The organism is Modestobacter sp. SSW1-42, assembly GCF_046635825.1.
Taxonomy (GTDB): Bacteria; Actinomycetota; Actinomycetes; order Mycobacteriales; family Geodermatophilaceae; genus Modestobacter.
Genome location: NZ_JBISCA010000001.1, coordinates 70,179 through 89,206 on the forward strand (window position 1 = coordinate 70,179; position 19,028 = coordinate 89,206).

The 19,028-nt window shown below is 75.8% G+C and carries 20 protein-coding genes; 11 read left to right on the forward strand and 9 right to left on the reverse strand.

Features of this window, described 5'->3' with window-relative positions; translation table 11 throughout:
* Positions 1-41 precede the first annotated feature (41 nt).
* The gene (locus ACGBYP_RS00365; protein WP_411581279.1) at positions 42-1,241 is read right to left on the reverse strand and encodes a hypothetical protein; all 1,200 of its coding nucleotides are present in this window, start codon (positions 1,239-1,241) and stop codon (positions 42-44) included.
* Between the two features lie 100 nt (positions 1,242-1,341).
* Between ACGBYP_RS00365 and ACGBYP_RS00370 the strand changes: the two genes are divergently transcribed.
* Positions 1,342-2,316 carry a 4-hydroxy-3-methylbut-2-enyl diphosphate reductase gene (locus tag ACGBYP_RS00370; protein ID WP_411581280.1) on the forward strand — a complete coding sequence of 325 codons (975 nt, stop codon included), beginning with the start codon at positions 1,342-1,344 and terminating at the stop codon, positions 2,314-2,316.
* A gap of 83 nt (positions 2,317-2,399) precedes the next feature.
* On the opposite strand, the gene ACGBYP_RS00375 is transcribed toward ACGBYP_RS00370, so the two are convergent.
* The 4 genes from ACGBYP_RS00375 to ACGBYP_RS00390 all read right to left on the reverse strand — a co-directional run bounded on the left by ACGBYP_RS00375 (position 2,400) and on the right by ACGBYP_RS00390 (position 6,594).
* Positions 2,400-2,885 carry a DUF6542 domain-containing protein gene (locus tag ACGBYP_RS00375; RefSeq protein WP_411581281.1) on the reverse strand — a complete coding sequence of 162 codons (486 nt, stop codon included), beginning with the start codon at positions 2,883-2,885 and terminating at the stop codon, positions 2,400-2,402.
* A 408-nt stretch (positions 2,886-3,293) separates the two neighbouring features.
* Entirely contained in the window at positions 3,294-4,523 is a 1,230-nt protein-coding gene (locus ACGBYP_RS00380) for a DNA recombination protein RmuC (RefSeq protein WP_411581282.1), read from the reverse strand.
* A 50-nt stretch (positions 4,524-4,573) separates the two neighbouring features.
* A complete protein-coding gene (locus ACGBYP_RS00385; protein ID WP_411581283.1) occupies positions 4,574-5,116 on the reverse strand; it encodes a methylated-DNA--[protein]-cysteine S-methyltransferase in 543 nt (180 codons plus the stop codon).
* On the reverse strand, positions 5,113-6,594 hold the full coding sequence (locus tag ACGBYP_RS00390; RefSeq protein ID WP_411581284.1) for an AlkA N-terminal domain-containing protein: 1,482 nt from the start codon (positions 6,592-6,594) through the stop codon (positions 5,113-5,115). The genes ACGBYP_RS00385 and ACGBYP_RS00390 overlap by 4 nt, the downstream gene beginning before the upstream one ends.
* Before the next feature lie 130 nt (positions 6,595-6,724).
* On the opposite strand from ACGBYP_RS00390, the gene ACGBYP_RS00395 reads away from it, so the two are divergent.
* From ACGBYP_RS00395 to ACGBYP_RS00430, 8 genes are all read left to right on the forward strand, one after another.
* A complete protein-coding gene (locus ACGBYP_RS00395) occupies positions 6,725-7,624 on the forward strand; it encodes an ABC transporter ATP-binding protein (protein WP_411581285.1) in 900 nt (299 codons plus the stop codon).
* Entirely contained in the window at positions 7,621-8,439 is an 819-nt protein-coding gene (locus ACGBYP_RS00400; RefSeq protein WP_411581286.1) for an ABC transporter permease, read from the forward strand. The genes ACGBYP_RS00395 and ACGBYP_RS00400 overlap by 4 nt, the downstream gene beginning before the upstream one ends.
* Positions 8,436-9,677: a sensor histidine kinase gene (locus ACGBYP_RS00405; protein ID WP_411581287.1), complete on the forward strand. Its 1,242-nt coding sequence runs from the start codon at positions 8,436-8,438 to the stop codon at positions 9,675-9,677. The genes ACGBYP_RS00400 and ACGBYP_RS00405 overlap by 4 nt, the downstream gene beginning before the upstream one ends.
* The gene (locus ACGBYP_RS00410; RefSeq protein ID WP_411581288.1) at positions 9,674-10,309 is read left to right on the forward strand and encodes a response regulator; all 636 of its coding nucleotides are present in this window, start codon (positions 9,674-9,676) and stop codon (positions 10,307-10,309) included. Before ACGBYP_RS00405 ends, ACGBYP_RS00410 begins: the two co-directional genes overlap by 4 nt.
* Positions 10,310-10,430: 121 nt before the next feature.
* Positions 10,431-10,841, forward strand: a complete 411-nt coding sequence (locus ACGBYP_RS00415) for a hypothetical protein (protein ID WP_411581289.1) — start codon at positions 10,431-10,433, stop codon at positions 10,839-10,841.
* Positions 10,842-10,847: 6 nt separating this feature from the next.
* On the forward strand, positions 10,848-11,588 hold the full coding sequence (locus ACGBYP_RS00420) for a DUF222 domain-containing protein (protein WP_411581290.1): 741 nt from the start codon (positions 10,848-10,850) through the stop codon (positions 11,586-11,588).
* A gap of 82 nt (positions 11,589-11,670) precedes the next feature.
* Positions 11,671-12,744, forward strand: a complete 1,074-nt coding sequence (gene ychF / locus ACGBYP_RS00425; RefSeq protein WP_411581291.1) for a redox-regulated ATPase YchF — start codon at positions 11,671-11,673, stop codon at positions 12,742-12,744.
* Between the two features lie 129 nt (positions 12,745-12,873).
* The gene (locus ACGBYP_RS00430; protein WP_411581292.1) at positions 12,874-13,071 is read left to right on the forward strand and encodes a hypothetical protein; all 198 of its coding nucleotides are present in this window, start codon (positions 12,874-12,876) and stop codon (positions 13,069-13,071) included.
* A 7-nt stretch (positions 13,072-13,078) separates the two neighbouring features.
* Here ACGBYP_RS00430 and ACGBYP_RS00435 read toward each other — a convergent pair whose 3' ends face one another.
* Positions 13,079-13,543, reverse strand: coding sequence for a hypothetical protein (locus ACGBYP_RS00435; protein ID WP_411581293.1), 465 nt, complete (start codon positions 13,541-13,543; stop codon positions 13,079-13,081).
* A 164-nt stretch (positions 13,544-13,707) separates the two neighbouring features.
* On the opposite strand from ACGBYP_RS00435, the gene ACGBYP_RS00440 reads away from it, so the two are divergent.
* On the forward strand, positions 13,708-14,328 hold the full coding sequence (locus ACGBYP_RS00440) for a hypothetical protein (RefSeq protein ID WP_411581294.1): 621 nt from the start codon (positions 13,708-13,710) through the stop codon (positions 14,326-14,328).
* Here ACGBYP_RS00440 and ACGBYP_RS00445 read toward each other — a convergent pair.
* Together ACGBYP_RS00445 and ACGBYP_RS00450 are read right to left on the reverse strand one after the other, a co-directional pair.
* Complete coding sequence (locus tag ACGBYP_RS00445) at positions 14,325-15,671, reverse strand: reverse transcriptase family protein (protein WP_411581295.1); 1,347 nt, start codon at positions 15,669-15,671, stop codon at positions 14,325-14,327. The two genes, ACGBYP_RS00440 and ACGBYP_RS00445, sit on opposite strands and share 4 nt — an antisense overlap.
* Positions 15,672-15,876: 205 nt before the next feature.
* Entirely contained in the window at positions 15,877-16,275 is a 399-nt protein-coding gene (locus ACGBYP_RS00450) for a hypothetical protein (RefSeq protein ID WP_411581296.1), read from the reverse strand.
* A gap of 199 nt (positions 16,276-16,474) precedes the next feature.
* On the opposite strand from ACGBYP_RS00450, the gene ACGBYP_RS00455 reads away from it, so the two are divergent.
* The gene (locus tag ACGBYP_RS00455) at positions 16,475-17,464 is read left to right on the forward strand and encodes an LLM class flavin-dependent oxidoreductase (RefSeq protein WP_411581297.1); all 990 of its coding nucleotides are present in this window, start codon (positions 16,475-16,477) and stop codon (positions 17,462-17,464) included.
* A 92-nt stretch (positions 17,465-17,556) separates the two neighbouring features.
* Here the strand turns inward: ACGBYP_RS00455 and ACGBYP_RS00460 are convergent, their stop codons facing one another.
* Positions 17,557-18,927: an NlpC/P60 family protein gene (locus ACGBYP_RS00460; protein WP_411581298.1), complete on the reverse strand. Its 1,371-nt coding sequence runs from the start codon at positions 18,925-18,927 to the stop codon at positions 17,557-17,559.
* Between the last annotated feature and the right edge of the window lie 101 nt (positions 18,928-19,028).

Consider the following 19,028-nt stretch of genomic DNA (forward strand, 5'->3'; position numbering starts at 1 on the left):
CCCCGCACGGGGCGGTGGGGCCGGCCCGGCGGCCGGGGCGCTCAGCCGCGGTCGGCGCTGAGCTTCTCCAGGCGGTTCTGCAGCAGCGTCACGTACGGGGCGCGGGCCCGGGTGGCGCGCTCGTAGTCGAGCAGGTCGGCCACCGTCTCGGCCGGGTAGGCCCGCAGGTGCCCGCGCAGCGCCGGGATGCTGAACGCGTCATAGCCCTCGACCGGGCTGGCCGGCGCCGGTTCCGCGTCCGCCGCCGCGGGCTCGTCCGCCGGCTGCTCGACGGCCTCGTCGGCGCCGTCCGCGGTGGTGAGGACCTCGCCCCCGGTGTCGCCGGAGCCGCTGTCGGTGTCGCTGTCGCCGGCGGGGGTGTCCACGGCGGAGACGGCGGGGACGTCCCCGGCCGACGGGTCCAGGGCGGGCACACCGGCGACGGTCGTGTCGACCTCGACGTCCGCCGGGCCGTCCGCGGCGTCGCCGAACAGCGTCGGGGTGTCCTCGGGCGGGGTGCCGCCGACCACCGCGTCGGCGATCAGCTCCTCGGCGACCGCCTCCTCGACGGCCTCCTCGTCCTCGGCGGCGTCGGTGACCGCGTCCGCGGTGAGGTCCTCGAGGACCTCGTCCGGGACGGCGTCGGGCACCTCGGCGGCGACCTCGTCGGCCACCTCCGCGGCCAGCTCGTCGACGACGGCGGTGATCGCGTCGGCCTCCGGGTCCTCGGGCAGCGCGGCGACGTCGGCGGGGGAGAGCTCCGCGTCGTCCTCGGCGATGGCCTCGATGAGCGCCGCGGCGGAGACCTCCGCGGGCGGGTCGTCGGGGGAGACGTCCGCGGGATCGGCGCCGGCCAGCTCGTCGGCGAGCTCCTCGGCCACCAGCTGCTCGTCGACCAGGTCGGCGTCGGCGAGCTCCTCGGCGTCGAGCTCGGCGGCCTCCTCCGGGTCCTCCTCGACCAGGTCGAAGGCCGAGGTGCGCAGCCCCGCGGACCCGGCCGGGGCCGCGGGGAGGTCGTCGTCGTCGTCGTCGAAGGTGGCCAGGCCGGCGTCGTTGCCGCCGACCAGCCCGTCGAGCAGCTCGTCACCCCGCGCGACCAGCCCGGAGTACTGCTGCTGCAGCTTCAGCGACGACTGCAGGGCCAGCCCGATGAGCCGCACCGGCAGCCCGGGGAGGGTCTCGGGCAGCTTGCGGGCCTCGTCCAGGACGGTGGCGGCCAGTCCGGCGGCAGCGCGGACCGCCTCGGGGATCTCTCGAGCCATGCCCTCAGCGTGCCCCACCTGGGCTTCTCCGGCACCACGACGAGACGCCCGCCACTCGTCGGTGCCGTCGCAGGTCCCGGGACGCACCTACGATGGGGGCATGGCTGAACCGCGCGGACGCGTCCTGCTGGCCGACCCCCGGGGCTACTGTGCCGGCGTCGACCGGGCGGTGATCGCGGTGGAGAAGGCGCTGGAGATCCACGGAGCGCCGGTCTACGTCCGCAAGCAGATCGTCCACAACAAGCACGTCGTGGCCACCCTGGAGCGCCGCGGCGCGGTGTTCGTCGACGAGACCGACGAGGTGCCCGAGGGCGCGGTCGTCGTCTTCAGCGCCCACGGGGTCTCCCCGGCGGTCAAGGAGCAGGCGCGCGAGCGCTCGCTCACCACGATCGACGCCACGTGCCCGCTGGTCACCAAGGTGCACATGGAGGCCAAGCGGTTCGCCAAGGACGACTACGACATCCTGCTGATCGGCCACCGCGGGCACGAGGAGGTCGAGGGCACGATGGGCGAGGCCCCGGCCCACACCCAGCTCGTCGACGACGCCGAGGACATCGCCAACGTGCAGGTGCGCGACCCGGAGAAGGTCGTCTGGCTGTCGCAGACCACGCTGTCGGTCGACGAGACGCTGTCGAAGGTGGACGCGCTGAAGGCCCGGTTCCCCGGTCTGCAGAGCCCGCCCAGTGACGACATCTGCTACGCCACGCAGAACCGCCAGCAGGCCGTGAAGCAGATGGCCGCCGAGTGCGACCTGGTGCTGGTGGTCGGGTCGACGAACTCCTCGAACTCGGTGCGCCTGGTCGAGGTGGCGCTGGAGGCCGGTGCCCGCGACGCGCACCTGGTCGACTTCGCCTCCGAGATCGACGAGGCCTGGCTCGAGGGCGTGCAGACCGTGGGCCTGAGCAGCGGCGCCTCGGTGCCGGAGGTCCTGGTCAGCGAGGTGCTCGACTGGCTCGCCGCCCGCGGCTACCCGGACGTCGAGACGGTGAAGGCGGCCGAGGAGCGGCTGGTGTTCGCCCTGCCGCACGAACTGAAGACCCGCCGCGCGGCGCTCGCGGTCGACGAGAAGGCCTGACGCACCGGCCCCCGCGACGGGGGCCCGGACGCAGGAAGGGCCGGCACCCGGGTGGGTGCCGGCCCTTCCTGCGTGCGGTGGGGTCAGCGGCGGCTGGCCAGCCGGAACAGCGCGACGACGACGGCGGCGCCGGTGGCCACGCCCATGGCGGGGAAGCCGCGCACGAGCAGGGTGGCCAGCGAGGGCAGGCTCAGCGTGGCCGCGGGGGCCAGCGCGACGTTGACGACCGCCACGAGCACGTACACCAGCGGCGGGGCGACGACCACGGTCAGCAGGTCGCGCCGGCGGGTGACCAGCGCGGCGACGACGGTGCTGGCGGTGAGCGCGACGACGGTGACCAGACCGAGGCCGGAGCCGAGGAACGAGTCCAGCCCGGCGGCGAGCAGGGTGACCAGGAAGACGCCCAGGACCGCGACCGCACCGTGCACCCGCGGGCCCGCGGCCGGCTCGATGCGCCGGCTGGTCGCCGAGGACCCGGTGCGCCGCCCGTCGCGGGCGGAGGCTGCGGGGGGAGCGGAGGAACGGCGCTGCTCGCCCGGGTGGCCGCCCCGGCGGGGGTCGGCGGGCACCGGGGGACGGCCCTGCGGCGGGCGGGGTGCGCGGTCGCGCGACGGCCCACCCCCGGAGCGGGGCGACGGGTAGCCGCGCCCCGAGGCCTGACCGGCCTCGCTGCGTTCTGCACGCACGGCGTCCTCCCGCCTGGCACTGACAGTGACCGGAGCGATGGTGCACCTCCTCCTCGACGGTGGAGCACCTCAGTGCACCACCGGGTCGGGCCACGGTATCGGCCCTCCCTGAGTAGACGCCGCACCTCGGCGACTCGGCGGGTCAGATGTCGCCGGTGTCGGCCGGTGCGGGTGTGGGGATGTGCAGAACCGCGCCCCAACCGTCCCACCAGCCCCGCCCACGCGGCAGCCGGTCGGCCCGGCCGGCCCGGGAGAGGCGCCGGTCACATGCCGTGCCGCCGACGCGGTGGGTCAGCTGTCGCTGCCCTGCCAGCTCACGGTGTGCCGCGCCGGTGCGGGGACCGCGGGCAGCTCGGTGACCGGGACGGCCCGGCCGGCCAGCGGCGCGGAGGTCGGCGCGACGGGCCCGGAGGTGGCGTGGACCGGCAGTTCGCCGGTGCGCCGGTCGTCGGGGGACGGCCCGGCGTCGCCGAGCTCGCGGTCGGTGCCGTCGTCGGCGGCCGAGCGGAGCACCCGCACGGCCCCCTCGACCGGGGTGGGGGTCGGGACCGGGCTGCCGGCGACGCCGAGGTCGTCGAAGCGGCGGGTCGCCACCAGCACCGACCGCTCGTAGGAGCCGAGGGTCTCGTTGTAGCGGGTGAGCGTGGCGCCCAGCGCCGACCCCAGCCGGGTGAGGTGGCCCGAGAGCGTGCTCAGCCGGGCGTGCACCGTGCGGCCGACCTCGAGCACGGCGGCCGCGTCCTGGGCCAGCCGCTCCTGGCGCCAGGAGTAGGCGACGGTGCGCAGCAGCGCGAGCAGCGTGCTGGGGGTGGCGATGATGACGTCGCGGGCGAAGCCGTGCTCCAGCAGCGCCGGCTCGGCCTCCAGCGCGGTGGTGAGGAAGCCGTCGGAGGGGACGAACAGCACCGTGAACGGCGCCGCCGAGCCGAAGGCGCTCGGGTAGTGGCGGGAGGCCAGGACGTCGACGTGGGCACGCAGCTGCCGGGCGTGGTCGGCGACCTTCTGGGCGCGCACGGTCTGGTCGGTGGCCTGCACGGCCTCGATGTAGCCGGTGAAGGGCACCTTGGCGTCGACGATCACCTGCCGGCCGTCGGCGAGGGTGACCACCAGGTCCGGCCGCACCCGGGCGCCGTCCTCGGTGGTGCCCGAGGGCTGCTCGACGAAGTCGCAGTGCTCCAGCAGCCCGGCCACCTCGACCACCCGGCGCAGCTGCAGCTCGCCCCAGCGGCCGCGCACGTGCGGGGTGCGGAGCGCGGTGACCAGCGCGGCGGTCTCCTGGCGCAGCAGGGCCGACGTCTGGCCGATGGTGCCGACCTGCTCGCGCAGCTCGCCGTGGGCGGTGGCGCGGTCGCGCTCGATGCCGGCGAGCACCCGGTGCAGGTGGTCGAGCGACTCGTGCACCGGCTCCAGCGCGTCGGGCGCCGCGGGCTGCCGGCTGCGCAGCGCGACCACGCCGAGGGTGATCGCCACGCCCAGCAGCGCGCCGACGAGGAGCCCGAGCAGCAGGGAGGCGGCGTCCATGCCGACCAGGGTGCAACAGCCCACCGACAGTTCCCGGCAGGCGCGGGCCGCTACACCGACGTCGACGCGTGCGCGGCCTCGTGGTCGAGCAGCCAGCGCTTGACCGGGGTGCCCCAGCGGAAGCCGCCGAGCCCGCCGCCGGTGGCCAGCACCCGGTGGCACGGCACGAACAGCGCGGCGGCGTTGCGCGCGCAGGCCCCGGCGGCGGCCCGCACGGCCGAGGGGCGCCCGCAGCGGGCGGCGAACGCGGCGTAGGTGTCGGGCTCGCCGGGCGGGACGGTGCGCAGCACCTCCCAGGCGTCGGTGAGGAACGGCCCGGACCGCTGCCGCACCGGCACCGTGTCGATCGCCGCGAGCTCCCCGTCGCCGAAGGCGGCGACCACGTCGAGCACGGGCAGGGTGTCGGCGCGCTCCAGCCCGTCGGGCCGCAGGGAGCGGTGCACCACCGCCAGCAGGTCGCCCACGTCGTCGGTCCACCCGCTGGCCAGGACGACGTCCCCGCCGTCCGGCCCGGGGGCGACCAGGACGCTGAACGGGCCGGGCGGGGTGCTCACGGTGGCGTACCGGGCTGTGCTCATCGCGGTGCGGCTCACGACGGACTCCGATCGAGGGGACGGGTGAAGAGGGCTGGCACGGCGAGCGCCCACAGGTGCATCACCGCGTAGGAGCGCCACGGCTGCCAGCGCGCGGCGGCGTCGGCGTCGGAGCTGCCCAGGGCGGCGAGACTGCGGCGCAGGGCCAGGTCGCCGGGCAGCCAGACGTCGGGGTCGGCCAGGCCGCGCATCGCGACCAGCGCCGCCGTCCAGGGGCCGATGCCGGGCAGCGCGAGCAGCGACCGGCTGGCCTCGTCGCGGTCGGCGCCGGGGCCGAGCGTCACGGTGCCGACGGCCAGCGCGGTGGCGAGGGTGCCCACGGTGCGCCGCCGGGCGCCGGTGAGCCCGACGGTCGACAGGTCGGCCCCGGCGAGGTCGGCGGCCCGGGGGAAGGCATGGGTGAGCGTGCCGACCGGCTCCGGCAGCGGCCGGCCGGCCAGCGGCAGCAGCCGGGCGGTGAGGGTGCGGGCGCCGGCCACGGACACCTGCTGCCCCAGCACGGCGCGCACCGCGACCTCGCCGGCGTCCACGCCGGTGGGCACCCGGCGGCCGGGGGCGCCGGTGACCAGGTCGGCGAGGGCCGGGTCGGCACCGAGCACCGCGTCGACCGCGGCCGGGTCGGCGTCGAGGTCCAGCAGCCGCCGGCAGCGGGCCACCGCGACGCCGAGGTCACGCAGCTCGGTCAGCCGCAGCCGGGCGGTCACCGAGGCGCCGGCGCCGGGGGAGAGCCGGACGACGGCCGGTCCGTGCGGCAGGTCGAGCACCCGGGAGAACGTCGTCCCGTCCCACTCCTCGAGGCCGGGGACGGCGTGCGCGCCGAGGAACGAGAGCACCTCGTCGGCGGCGAACGGGGCGCGGGCGGCCAGCCGCAGGGTCAGCCAGCCGGGGGCGCCGCCCTCGGTGCGCGGGGTGGCAGGGCGCAGCGCCGAGGGCGTGGTCCCGAACACCGACCGCACGGTGTCGTTGAACTGCCGGATGCTGGCGAAGCCCGCGGCGAAGGCGACGTCGGCCATCGGCAGCCGGGTGGTCTCGATGAGCAGCCGGGCGGTCTGGGCGCGCTGCGCCCGGGCCAGCGCGAGCGGGCCGACGCCGAGCTCACCGGTGAGCAGCCGGTGCAGCTGGCGTTCCGAGTAGCCGAGCCGGGCGGCGAGCCCGCCCACCCCGGTGCGCTCGACCTCGCCGTCGGCCACCAGCCGCATGGCCCGGGCGACGACGTCGGCGCGCACGTCCCACTCCGGCGAGCCCGGGACGGCGTCCGGGCGGCAGCGGCGGCAGGCGCGGAAGCCGGCGGCCTGCGCGGCGGCCGCGGTGCTGTGGAAGGTGACGTTGCGCTCCAGCGGCGTGCGCGCCGGGCACGAGGGCCGGCAGTAGATGCCGGTGCTGCGCACCGCGGTGACGAACCAGCCGTCGAAGCGCGGGTCGCGGCCGGCGACGGCGCGGTAGCAGCGCTCCGCGTCCAGGGCCGGGGTCGGGGTCACGGCACGAGCATGGCACCGCCGCGCCACCGGGACTGGCGGTTTTCGGACAGGGCGGTGTCCATCGACCGGTGGACGGCGGACCCACGGTCCGGCGGTCCCGCGAGGCCCGCGCCGGCGACAGGCTCGGGGCATGACGACGACAGAGGTGGCCCCGCCGCCCGTGCGCACCGGCGACGCGCCGGCCGTGACGGTCCGCGGGCTGGTCAAGCGCTACGGCGGGACGACGGTGTTGGACGGGCTGGACCTGGACGTCCGGCGCGGCGAGTGCTTCGCGCTGCTCGGGCCCAACGGCGCGGGCAAGACGACGACGATCGAGCTGCTGCTGGGCGTGCTACGGCGCGACGCCGGCACGGTGAGCGTGCTGGGCGAGGACCCGGCCCGCGCCGGCCGCGCCTGGCGGGCCCGGATCGGGGTGGTCGGCCAGGGCGAGCCGGCCGGCCAGGCGCTCACGGTCCGGGAGACCCTCGACCACTTCGCGGCCTACCACGCGAAGGCCCGCCCGACGGCGGACCTGCTCGACGCGGTGGGCCTGACCGACCGGGCCGGCGTCCGGGTGAGCGGCCTGTCCGGCGGGCAGCGGCGCCGGCTGGCGGTGGCCCTCGGCGTGCAGGGCGACCCGGACCTGGTGTTCCTCGACGAGCCGACCACCGGCATGGACCCGGTGGCCCGCCGCCGGTTCTGGTCGCTGGTCCGCGGCCTGCGCGACGCCGGCACCACGGTGCTGCTCACCACGCACTACCTCGACGAGGCCGCCGAGCTGGCCGACCGGGTGGGCGTCGTCTCCGGCGGCCGGCTGGTCGACGTGGCCGCCCCCGGCGAGCTGGGCGCGCCGCTGCGCCGGGTCACCACCGTGGGCTGGACCGAGGCCGGCGTCCGCCGGGAGGTCCGCACCGAGACCCCGGCCGCCGTCCTGCGCGACCTGCTCGCCGCCCGTCCGCACGGCGAGGTCCCCGGGCTCACCGTCACCCGCCCGACCCTCGAGGACGTCTACCTGGCCCTCGTCGGCGCCACCCCCGGAGGAGACCTGTGACCACCACGCTCACGACCACCCCGCCGTCCGCCGCCCGGATCGCGCTGGCGCGCACCGGCCTGGAGCTGCGGCTGTTCGCCCGCGAGCGGCAGCTGATGGTGTTCACCTTCGTCTACCCGGTGGTGATGCTGGTGGTCTTCGCGTCGCTGCTGGGCGAGGACACCGCACCCGGCGGGGTCCCGTTCGCGCAGTACTTCCTGCCCGGCATCGCCGCGACCGGGATCATGCTGATCAGCTTCACCGCGGTGGCGACCTCGATCGCCGGGGAGCGGGAGAGCGGCCAGCTGGAGCGGTTGCAGCTGCTGGGCACCCCGCCGGTGTCCTACTTCGCCGGCAAGGGCGGCCAGGTGCTGGTCACGGTGGCCGCGCAGCTCGCCGTCCTGCTGCCGGTGGCCCGGTACGGCTACGACGTCCCGATGCCGGCCGACCTCGGGCACTGGGTCACCTCCGCCTGGGTCGTCGCGCTCGGTGCGCTGGCCGGGACGGTGCTGGGCATCGCGGCGTCCGGGCTGGGCGGGAGCGCGTCGTCGGTGTCGACGACGGTGCTGGGGCTGGGCATCGTGCTGCAGTTCTTCTCCGGGGTGTTCTTCGCCTTCCCCGAGCTCGCCGGCTGGATGCAGCAGGTGGCCGCGCTGCTGCCGCTGAAGTGGATGACGCAGGGGCTGCGGTCGGCGTTCTTGCCCGAGGCGGCCGGCGCGTTCGAGGTCGGCGGCGGGTGGGAGCACGGCAGGACGGCCCTGGTGCTGGCCGGATGGGTGATCATCGGCCTCGTGATCTGCGTGCGCACGTTCCGCTGGCGCCGGGTCCGCGGGTGAGCCTGCGCTCCCGGCTCCGGACCGCCGCCGTGCCCACCTGGCGTGGGGACGGCGGCGCTCCGGTGTCCGAGCGCGGCTGGCGGACCGTCGTCGTCCTCTGGCACGTCGCCTTCGCCGCGATGGTCGGGACGGCGCCGGTGCGGGCCGCGGTCGTGGTGGACGCCGACGGCGGCCCGCGCCGGCTGCTGGTCGGCGCGCTCGTCGTCCTGGCGCTGAGCTGGGTCGCGCTCGGCGGTCCGGCGCTGGTCAGCCGGGACGCGCGCCGGGCGACCGCCCACCTGGTGGTGCTGGTGGCCGTGGTCGGCGTGGTCGCCTGGATCGAGCCCTCGCTGCTGTTCCTGATGTTCCTGGCCTACCCGATGGTCTGGTTCCTGGTGCCCTCGACGCTGGCCGGCGTCGCGTGGACATTGGTGCTGGCGGCCGCGAGCACCCTGGGGCCCTTCGTCGCCTTCGCCCGCGGTGACGAGCCGCTGTGGGGGCCGGGGGAGACGCTGGTCGGGATGGTGTTCAGCCTGGCCATGGGCCTGTGGGTGCACGCGGTGCTGGCCCGCAGCGAGGAACGGGCCGAGCTGGTCCACGCGCTGGAGGCCACCCGCGCCGAGCTGGCCGAGGCGCACCGCGCGCAGGGCGTGCTCGCCGAGCGGGAGCGGCTGGCCCGGGAGGTGCACGACACCCTGGCGCAGGGCTTCACCTCGATCGTCGTCCTGGCCCAGACCGCGACCGCCCAGCTGCCCGGGAGCCCCGGTGCCGCGGCCGAGCGGGTGGCGCTGATCGAGGAGGTCGCCCGGGACAACCTCGCCGAGGCCCGCGCCATGGTCGCGGCGTTCGCCCCGGTCGCGCTGGACTCGGCGACGCTGGTCGAGGCCCTGGAGCGGCTGACCGAGCGTTTCGGCCGGGAGACGGGGCTCGCCACCCGGCTGGACACCGCGGCGCTCGGGGACGCCGGGGCCGGCCTCACCCGTGGCCAGGAGGTCGTGCTGCTGCGCGGGGCGCAGGAGGCGCTGACCAACGTCCGCCGGCACGCCGGGGCGAGCGCGGTGGTGCTGCGGGTCAGCCGGGTCGGGGAGGTCGTGGCGGTGCACGTCGAGGACGACGGTGTGGGCTTCGACCCCGCCGGTGTGCCGGGCTTCGGCCTGGCCGGGCTGCGCGACCGGGCCGCCGAGGTGGGCGGGGCGCTCGACGTCGCCTCCGCCCCGGGCCGCGGGACGCGCGTGACCGTCCGGGTGCCGGGCCGGTGACCCGCGTCCTGGTCGTGGACGACCACCCGGTGGTGCGCGGTGGCCTGGTCGGCTGGCTCGCCGCCCAGCCCGACCTCGAGGTCGTGGGCGAGGCCGGCGACGGCCTCGAGGCGCTGGCCGCGGTGGCCGAGCACGCGCCGGACGTCGTCCTGATGGACCTGCGGATGCCGCGGATGGACGGCGTGACGGCGACCGGCCGGATCACCGCCGCGCACCCCGGCGTCCGGGTGCTGGTGCTGACCACCTACGACACCGACGCCGACATCGTGCGGGCGGTGGAGGCCGGCGCGGCCGGCTACCTGCTCAAGGACGCGCCGCTGCCCCAGCTCGCCGACGCCGTGCGGGCCGCGGCCCGCGGGGAGACGGTGCTGGCGCCGCCGGTGGCGGCCAAGCTGCTGTCCCGGATGCGCGGGCCGTCGGTCGAGGCGCCGACCGCCCGGGAGCTGCAGGTGCTCGGCGGGGTGGCTCGCGGGCTGACCAACGCCGAGATCGGCCGGGAGCTGTTCATCGGCGAGGCGACGGTGAAGACCCACCTGGTGCGGGTGTTCGCCAAGCTCGGCGTCGACGACCGGACGCGGGCGGTGATGGTCGCCGTCGAACGCGGCCTGCTGTCCGGTCCGGGGTCTGCCTGACGCGTTCGTCAAGGCCTCGCCGAGATCTGTGGACAAGCGTCTGAGCTGCACTTTCGTGTTGTCCACCCACCTTGCTACCGGTAGACTTCGAACATCAGTTCGATTCGGCGAGGGGAGTCCGGTGGGCGAGTTGCAGTCGGCCCTGGACGCACTCGGCGCCGACGACCTGCACGGGCTCACCGATGGGCAGACACTCGACCGGACGGCGGCCCTCGTGGCCGCACGGAACCGGCTGGACGCCGAGCTGACCCGCACCGTGCGCCACGGGGAGCTGACTCAGGCAGCCGAGCGCGACGGGCTCAAGGCCATGCGGTCCTGGTTGATCGGGCACGCGCGGCTCGCACCGGCCGAGGCCTCACGGATCGTCCGGTCGGGGCGGGCGCTGGAGCACTTCCCGGTGCTGGCAACTGGGTTCGCCGACGGCGCCGTGACGGCGGCGCAGGTGGACGTGGTGGCGACGGCGGTGGGGGCGAGCGAGCGCGCGCGGGCCGCCGAGCAGGGGGTGGACCTGGCGCCCTTCGACGAGGCGTGAACTGCCGTGGCGGCCGGGTCGTCGCACCAGGTGCTGGTCACGGCGGTGCGGGCGTTCGAGGCTGCACTCGATCCCGATGGCGCGGAGCCGGACCCGACCGAGGGGCGCCGGTTGTCGATCGCGAAGCACGCCGACGGCAGCGTCACCGGCCGCTTCGACCTCGACGCCGTGGGCGGGGAGAAGGTGCAGGCGGCGCTCGAGTCGATCGTCCAGGCCGCCCGGCCGCGGGGTGACGAGCGCACCCGGGCACAGCAGAACGCCGATGCGCTCGTGCAGCTGTGCGACAACCAGCTCGCGTCAGGGCACCTCCCGACGCTGCGGACGGTCAAGCCGCACGTCGTCGTGACCATCGACGTGGACGACCTGGTCGACCCCGCGACCGCGCCCGGTGCCGCCGCCACCGGGTTCGGCGCCCGCATCTCCGCGGCGCAGGCCCGCTGGCTCGCCTGCGACGGGGCGGTCTCCCGGGTGGTCATGGGCCCGGACGGCGTCCCGCTCGACCTCGGGCGCACGCACCGCGTGGTCACCCCGGCGCTGCGCCGGGCCGTCGTACAGCGAGACCGGAGGTGCGTGTTCGCCGGCTGCGAGGCACCGCACCACTGGGCCGACGTCCACCACCTGCTCCACTGGGCCGACGGTGGCGAGACCACCCTGGCCAACTCGGCGCTGCTCTGCGAACGCCACCACACGAAGGTGCACCACGGGTTCCGGGTCGGGCGTGATCCCGGCGGGCGATGGCGCACCTGACGGCCCGACGGCCGCGAGATCCTGATCGGCCCACCGCTGTAGCGGTGAGCTCTCCGTCCCCGCGCCCGTAAGCTCGTCTCTCGTGAGTCTCACCATCGGCATCGTCGGCCTGCCCAACGTCGGCAAGTCGACGCTGTTCAACGCCCTGACCAAGAACGACGTGCTCGCGGCGAACTACCCGTTCGCCACGATCGAGCCCAACGTCGGGGTGGTGGGGGTGCCCGACCCGCGGCTGGCGAAGCTCGCCGAGGTCTTCGACTCGAAGAAGACCGTCCCGGCCACGGTGTCGTTCGTCGACATCGCCGGGATCGTGCGCGGCGCCAGCGAGGGGCAGGGCCTGGGCAACAAGTTCCTGGCCAACATCCGCGAGAGCGACGCGATCTGCCAGGTGATCCGGGTCTTCACCGACCCCGACGTGGTGCACGTCGAGGGCAAGGTCGACCCGGCCGACGACATCGAGACGATCAACACCGAGCTCGTCCTGGCCGACATGCAGACCCTGGAGAAGGCCATCCCGCGGCTGGAGAAGGAGTCGCGCAAGGACAAGGAGCGCAAGGTCCTGCACGACGCGGCCGTCGCCGCGCAGGAGGTGCTCGACAGCGGGAAGACGCTGTTCGCCGCCGGGGTCGACCCCGAGCCGCTGCGCGAGCTGACGCTGCTGACGACCAAGCCGTTCCTGTACGTGTTCAACGTCGACGCCGACGAACTGGGCAACGCCGAGACCCTCGACGAGCTGCGCGCGCTGGTCGCCCCGGCCGAGGCGATCTTCCTGGACGCGCAGACCGAGTCCGAGCTGATCGAGCTGCCTGACGACGAGGCCGCCGAGCTGCTGGCCTCCATCGGCCAGGACGAGCCGGGCCTGGACCAGCTGGCCCGGGTCGGCTTCCGCACCTTGGGCCTGCAGACCTACCTGACCGCCGGCCCCCAGGAGTCCCGGGCCTGGACGATCCCGGTCGGCGCCACCGCGCCCGAGGCCGCCGGGGTCATCCACACCGACTTCCAGCGCGGCTTCATCAAGGCCGAGATCGTCGGCTTCGACCAGCTGATGGAGGCCGGCTCCATGGCCGAGGCCAAGTCCCGGGGCTGGGTGCGCATCGAGGGCAAGGAGTACGTCATGGCCGACGGCGACGTCGTGGAGTTCCGCTTCAACGTCTGACCCGGCGGGATCACCGGCGGCTGCTCGGGCGTTGGCCTTGAGGAACGGCCGGTGACGGCCGATGTCCCCGGCACGCCCAGGCGTCGGGGCGCTGGGTCACCAGCCCGGCAGCGCGATCGAGGAGACCTCATGGACTACATGCGCCGACTGCAGATGGAGCGACCCGTGCTGTTCTGGGTCGTCCTCCTGGTGGGGTTCTTCGTCGCCTTCCAGCTGCTCATGTTCGTCGCCGCGCTGGTCCTCGGGCCCTTCGGGCTGCCGTCCTGGGTGCCGCTGGTGGTCGTCGTCGGCGGCCTGGTCCTGGTCGCCCGCCGCCAGCAGCGCTAGCCCCGCCTCACGGGCAGGGGCGCCACGCGTCGCCGCCCTCCTCCAGCGGCAGCACGGTGGTGGTGTCCAGCCCGCCGACGGTCTCGAACACCAGGCGCGCCTCGCCCGACATGCGGCCGTTGCTGCTGACCACCTCGATGCCCTCCAGCCGGTACCCGGTGACGTCGGGCGACGAGTACTCCTGCGCCAGGGCGTCCGCGGTGACCACCGACCGGTCGCTCTCGCAGAGCTGGCCCTGGGCGTCGTCCCACCGGCCCTCGACCAGCGCGGTGGCGCAGTCCTCGGCGGCGGTCCGCGCCGGGCCGATCGAGCCGAGGAACGCGCGGACGCCGAACCAGATCGAGACGCCGAGGCAGACCAACACCAGCACCCCGATCGGCAGCCCGATGGTGAGCCAGCGGGACCGCCGGCGCGGGGGAGCGGGCTGGTACGGGTGGGCCGGCGGGGCCCACGGTTCCTGCGGGTGCGTCATCGGGCGCGTCCCTCTCGGCACGGCACCTGCCGTTGCCGGCACCGGCGGGCAGCATGGCGGTCCACGGCGTCCGGGGGAAGTCCCGCCGCCGTCCGGTGCTCGGCCGGTCGGGGCGCGATGGGGCAGGATCGGCCTCGTCGTCCGACTCAACGGGGAGCCCTGCCGTGACCGTCCCACCCGCATCCCAGCCGCCCGCCGCCATGGTCGTCCCGCTGTTCTTCATCCGGCAGCGGATCACCGTGATGGTCAACCGCTACGAGGTGCTCGCGGCCAACCCCGACGGCACCGAGGGCCCGCTGATGGCCCTGGCCGAGCAGAAGCGGATGAAGCTGAAGGAGGAGGTGGTCTTCTACGCCGACGAGAGCAAGACCCGCCGGGTGTTCTCCTTCAAGGCCCGCCAGGTGCTCGACGTCGCCGCGCAGCACGACGTCTTCGACGAGTACGGCACCCCGATCGGCATGTTCAGCAAGGAGTTCGGCGCCAGCCTGCTGCGCTCGACCTGGAAGCTGAGCGCGCCGGGCGTCGAGGCCGTCGGGCAGGAGCGCAAGCTCTCGATCGCCCTGCTGCGCCGGTTCTGGGACCTGATCCCCTACATCGGCGACATCTGGGTGCCCTTCGTCTTCCACTTCGACTTCACCGACACGCGCACCGGCGCCCCGGTGCTGACCAGCGAGCGCCGGATGGCCATCCGCGACCGCTACACCGTCACCGTCCCCGACCCGCGGCTGGACTTCCGGGTCGCGGCGTCCATGGCCGTCGCGCTGGACGCGCTGCAGAGCCGCTAGCCCGCCGTCGCCGTCCAGTCGATCCGGTCGGCGAGAGCGCGCAGCCGGGCGCCGGAGACCGGGTCGAGCGAGCCGGCCCAGGCCACGCGGCCGAGGACGTGGTCGCGGAAGGTGGCCGGGTCCCGGCCGCGCGTCTGGCCGGCCCAGCCGGAGGTCGCGCAGTTGTGCAGCAGCGCCCGCAGCGCGTCCCGCTCCCGGCGGGGGAGCGCGGGGCGCACGTTGACCACCGCCCCGAGCACGGCCTGCCGGCGGGCGGCGCCCACCGCCGACGTCTTGGCCGGGTTGACCCGGAAGCCCTCGTCGGCCACGACCTCGGCGACCAGGCCGGCGAACCGGTCGCCACCGACCGACGTCCCGCCGCTGAAGGTGAGGTCGTCGACGTACCGGGTGTACGTCGCGCCGAAGGCGGCGGCCAGGCCCGCCAGCCGGCGGTCCAGCCGGAAGCAGACCAGGTTCGCCAGCGCCGGGGACGTCGGCGCACCCGGCGGCAGGTGCGCGACGGCGAGCCGGCGGCCCAGCCGGTGGTGCCGGTCGCGCGCCTCCGGGTCCTCCGGTACCGGCTGGGCGCGCCACACCTCGGCCGGGACGACGGTGGTGACCAGCCCGGTGACCACGTGCGCGACCGGCTCGGGCAGCCCGGCCGGGCCCAGCAGCAGGCCGTGCACCCGCCCGGCGGCGATGCCGGGGAAGAACGCCTCGAGGTCCATCCGCAGGACGACGGCCGACCCGGCGTGCGGCGCCACCGCGGTGCGCACCGACCGCCCGGGCACGCACCCGTGCGCCGCCTCGTGCACCGGGACCGGTGCCAGCACGTGGCGCAGCAGCCGCCGCTGCGCCTCCCGCAGCCGCGGCTTGGGGGCGGCCAGCAGCCGGACGCCGGACGGCCGCTCGACCGCGCGCCACCGGTAGTGCCGCAGCGCCTCGCCCGCCGTGCGCTCCAGCCCCCGGGTGTCGGCGAACCAGGCGAGCTCGCCGGCGTCGAGGTCCAGCAACCGGGCCACCGCGGCCTGGTCGGGCAGGTCGGCGACCGGGTACCGCTCCCGGGCCAGCGCGGTCGGCACCGGCCGGCGTCGGACCACCCGGGGGAGCGGCAGTGTGTCCTGCCCGCGGGCGAAGCCCTGCGTCGTCCGCACGAACCGCGCCAGCTCCCGGGGCCGGTCGACCGGCGGCCGGGGGTGGGCGGTCTGCACCTCGCCGACCATCGTGCCGACCCAGGTCTGGGCGCGGCGCATGCCGAGGGCGACCGCCACCCGGCGCACCATCTCCGGCCGCCGCCACGGACCGGCCAGCAGCGCCGTGGCGATCCCGGCCGCGGTGGCCGCGGCCCGTCGGTCGGCCGTCACCCGGGACACCGGGGTGCGCGGCGGGGAGGCCAGCCAGTCCCTGGGGGACGTGCCATCTGGTGCGCGGAGCGCACGGCGTGGCTCATGACGCTGTGCCTGACCTGTTCACGGGTCCCCGGGGTTGCCCCGGGGTGACCGGCGCTGCCGGTCGTCCTGGCCCCCCGCCGCGCACCGGCACACCGTAGGGGCAGCAGGGGCCCGGTGACTACAGGTACCTGCGCTCCAGTTCGGCGAAGAACGCCTTGGCCAGGGCGGTGAACTCCGCCTCCCGGACGGCGATCTCGTCGCCCACCCGGTACCCGAGCACCGAGCGGCCGGCGTCGTACCGGATGTGCCGGTCGGCCACCAGCGTGGTGCCCTGCGCGAGGGACTCGGCGACCAGCCGCACCTCCGTGCAGGCCGCACCGGCGGTGCTCCCCGGTCCGCGCGCGGGGAACCAGCTGTCCAGCACGACGAGCAGGTCGTTGAAGAAGACGGGCTCGAACGCGTGGACGGCGCCGGGGTCGTCGCCGGCGGCCAGCCGCCGGAAGGCGGCGACCCGGTCGTCGACGGCGGCGCGACGCTGGTCGATGCGGTGCAGTGCGCAGGTGCTCTGGGACAACATGGCGACTCCTCGTGAGAGAACGCCCCGGGGCTGTCGAGGGTGCGGTCCACTGTGACACCGGTCACCGGACCGCGCACCAGGTCGGCGCGCGCGCTCGGTGCCGGGACGGCGAGTCGCGCCGGACAGGCCGGGCGGAGCCCGGAGGAAGTCTCACGGCGTCCGCGGCGTTGCAGCCGTCAACCGACGCGAAAGGCACCTCATGCGCATCCCGCTGTCCGTCCTCGACCTGGCCCCCATCGCCCGCGGGGAGACCGTCAGCAGCAGCATCGCCGCCAGCGTCGCCCTCGCCCAGCGCGCCGAGGAGCAGGGCTACGGGCGGGTCTGGTACGCCGAGCACCACAACATGCCGACCATCGCCTCCTCGGCGACCAGCGTGCTGATCGCGCACGTCGGCGCCCGAACCAGCACGATCCGGCTGGGTTCCGGCGGTGTGATGCTCCCCAACCACTCGCCGCTGACGATCGCCGAGCAGTTCGGCACCCTCGAGGCGATGTACCCGGGCCGCATCGACCTGGGCCTGGGCCGCGCGCCCGGCTCGGACCAGAACACGATGTACGCGCTGCGTCGCGACCCGAACTCGGCCGAGTCGTTCCCGCAGGACGTGCTCGAGCTGCAGGCCTACCTGGCCGGCCAGACCCGCGTGCCGGGCGTGGACGCCGTCCCCGGCAAGGGCTCGCGGGTGCCCCTGTACATCCTGGGCTCCTCGCTGTTCGGCGCCCACCTGGCCGCCGCGCTGGGGCTGCCGTACGCCTTCGCCAGCCACTTCGCGCCGCAGGCGCTGGAGGCCGCGGTGGCCACCTACCGGCGCGAGTTCCAGCCCTCCGCCCAGCTCGAGGAGCCGTACGTCATCGCCGGGGTCAACGTGATCGCCGCCGACACCGAGGCCCGGGCGCAGGAGAACTTCCAGGCCATGCGCCGCACGATGGCGATCGGGCTGTTCGGCCGCGGCCGCAGCTTCACCGACGCCGAGGCCGACCTGCTGCTCGAGCAGGGCGCCGGCCACCACATCGACTCGATGTTCACCCACGCCGCCGTCGGCACGCCCCCGCAGGTGGCCGACCACCTGGAGCGGTTCGTGGAGACGGCGGACGCCGACGAGCTGATCGTCGCCCACCAGGCCCCGACGACCGAGGACCGGCTGCGTTCGGTCACCCTCACCGCCGAGGCGCTGGACTCCGTCCCGGCCTGAGCAAGGACCCCGCTGCCCCCGCGCCGCGCGGGGCAGGGCAGCAGACGGACGACGGCCCCCACCGCAGCTGCGGTGGGGGCCGTCGTCGTCGGTCAGGCGGAGGGGCGGGCCCCACCGATGAAGCCACCCCACCGCATCGAGGTCTCGCGGATGCGGGAGCCGCTCTGCGGGGCCTCGAGGATCCGGTCGTTGCCCAGGTAGATGGCCACGTGGTGGATGGTCGAGGCGTTGCTGGTGTTGGTGGCCCAGAAGACCAGGTCGCCGCGCTGCAGGTCGGCCCGGGAGACCTTGGGCAGCGCCTTGTACTGCGCGCTGCTGTTGCGCGGGATGGAGATCCCCGCCTGGGCGTAGGCGTAGCGGGTCAGACCGGAGCAGTCGAAGCCGACGATCCCGGCGTCGATGCCCCAGCCCATGCTGGGGCCGGTCAGCGAGCCGCCGCCCCAGGAGTAGATGACGCCGAGCTGCTCGCGCGCCGCGGCGATCGCGGTCTCGACGGCCGAGCCGTTCGCCGCGCCGGCGGCCGGGACCGGCCGGGCGGGGGTGGTGGCGGCCGGGGCCCGGACCACCGGCTGGGTGGTGGCGCGCGGGGCGGGCGTGGTGGTGGCGGGCGTGGTGGCGGCGCGCTGTGCGGCGGCGGCCCGCTCGGACTCGGCCCGTGCGGCCGCGGCCGCGGCGGCGGCGGCCTGCTCGGCGGCGAACCGCTCGGCCTCGGCGCGGGCGGCCTGCAGGCCCTGCAGGCTCTGCTGGGCCTGGGCGAGCTGCTGCTGGACGGCGGCCTGCTGGTCGGCCAGCGCGGCGGCCTGGGCGCGGGCGTCGCGCTCGTACTGCTCGGCCACGGCCAGCGCGGCGGCGGCCTCCTCCTCCAGCGCGGCGGCGTCGGCGAGCGCGGCGGCGGCCTGCTCCTGCGCGGCCCGGGCCTGCTCCTCGGCGGTGGTCACCCGGACGACGACGTCGCCCTGGTGGGCTCCGGCGGCCTCCAGCAGTGCGGCCCGCTCGAGCATCTGCGCGGGGCCGTCGGCGGTGGTGAGCGCCTCGAGGGTGGGGGAGGTGCTGCCCTGCTGGTAGCTCTGCCGGGCGAAGGACACGACGTCGGCCCGGGCGACCTCGAGGTCGCGGGCAGCGGCGGCGGCCGCGGCGGTGGCGGCGTCGGCGACCACCTGGGCGGCCTCGTGCTCGGCCTGCTTGCCCTGGAAGGCGTCCAGCGCGATCGCGGACTCCTCGCGGGCGGAGTCGACGCTGGCCTGGGCGCCGGCGAGCGCGGCGGTGATCGCCTCGACCTGCTGGGCGGCGGTCTGCGTCTGCTGCTGCGCCGCGTCGATCTGCGCGTCGGAGGGGTTGGTCGGGGCGGCTGCGGCGATGCCGGGGGCGGCGACCAGGCTGAGGACCGCCGCGACGGCGACTCCGGCCAGACGGCGTGCCGGACGTCCGCCGGTCCGTCGCTGGGTCGTTGCCGTGGTGCCCATGTCCCGTTCCCTCCGTCGTGTCCGTCGCCCGATCGGGCGACTGACACAGAGGTCGGCGTCCGGCAAGACGTCCTTGAGCAACGACGCAGAGTCACGAGGTC

What these genes read in the sequence shown, in the direction of transcription:
- ACGBYP_RS00365 (WP_411581279.1), bottom strand. Translation starts at nt 1,241, where the DNA reads ATGGCTCGAGAGATCCCCGAGGCGGTCCGCGCTGCCGCCGGACTGGCC.
- ACGBYP_RS00370 (WP_411581280.1), top strand. Translation starts at nt 1,342, where the DNA reads ATGGCTGAACCGCGCGGACGCGTCCTGCTGGCCGACCCCCGGGGCTAC.
- ACGBYP_RS00380 (WP_411581282.1), bottom strand. Translation starts at nt 4,523, where the DNA reads ATGGACGCCGCCTCCCTGCTGCTCGGGCTCCTCGTCGGCGCGCTGCTG.
- ACGBYP_RS00395 (WP_411581285.1), top strand. Translation starts at nt 6,725, where the DNA reads ATGACGACGACAGAGGTGGCCCCGCCGCCCGTGCGCACCGGCGACGCG.
- ACGBYP_RS00430 (WP_411581292.1), top strand. Translation starts at nt 12,874, where the DNA reads ATGGACTACATGCGCCGACTGCAGATGGAGCGACCCGTGCTGTTCTGG.
- ACGBYP_RS00435 (WP_411581293.1), bottom strand. Translation starts at nt 13,543, where the DNA reads ATGACGCACCCGCAGGAACCGTGGGCCCCGCCGGCCCACCCGTACCAG.
- ACGBYP_RS00450 (WP_411581296.1), bottom strand. Translation starts at nt 16,275, where the DNA reads ATGTTGTCCCAGAGCACCTGCGCACTGCACCGCATCGACCAGCGTCGC.
- ACGBYP_RS00455 (WP_411581297.1), top strand. Translation starts at nt 16,475, where the DNA reads ATGCGCATCCCGCTGTCCGTCCTCGACCTGGCCCCCATCGCCCGCGGG.
- ACGBYP_RS00460 (WP_411581298.1), bottom strand. Translation starts at nt 18,927, where the DNA reads ATGGGCACCACGGCAACGACCCAGCGACGGACCGGCGGACGTCCGGCA.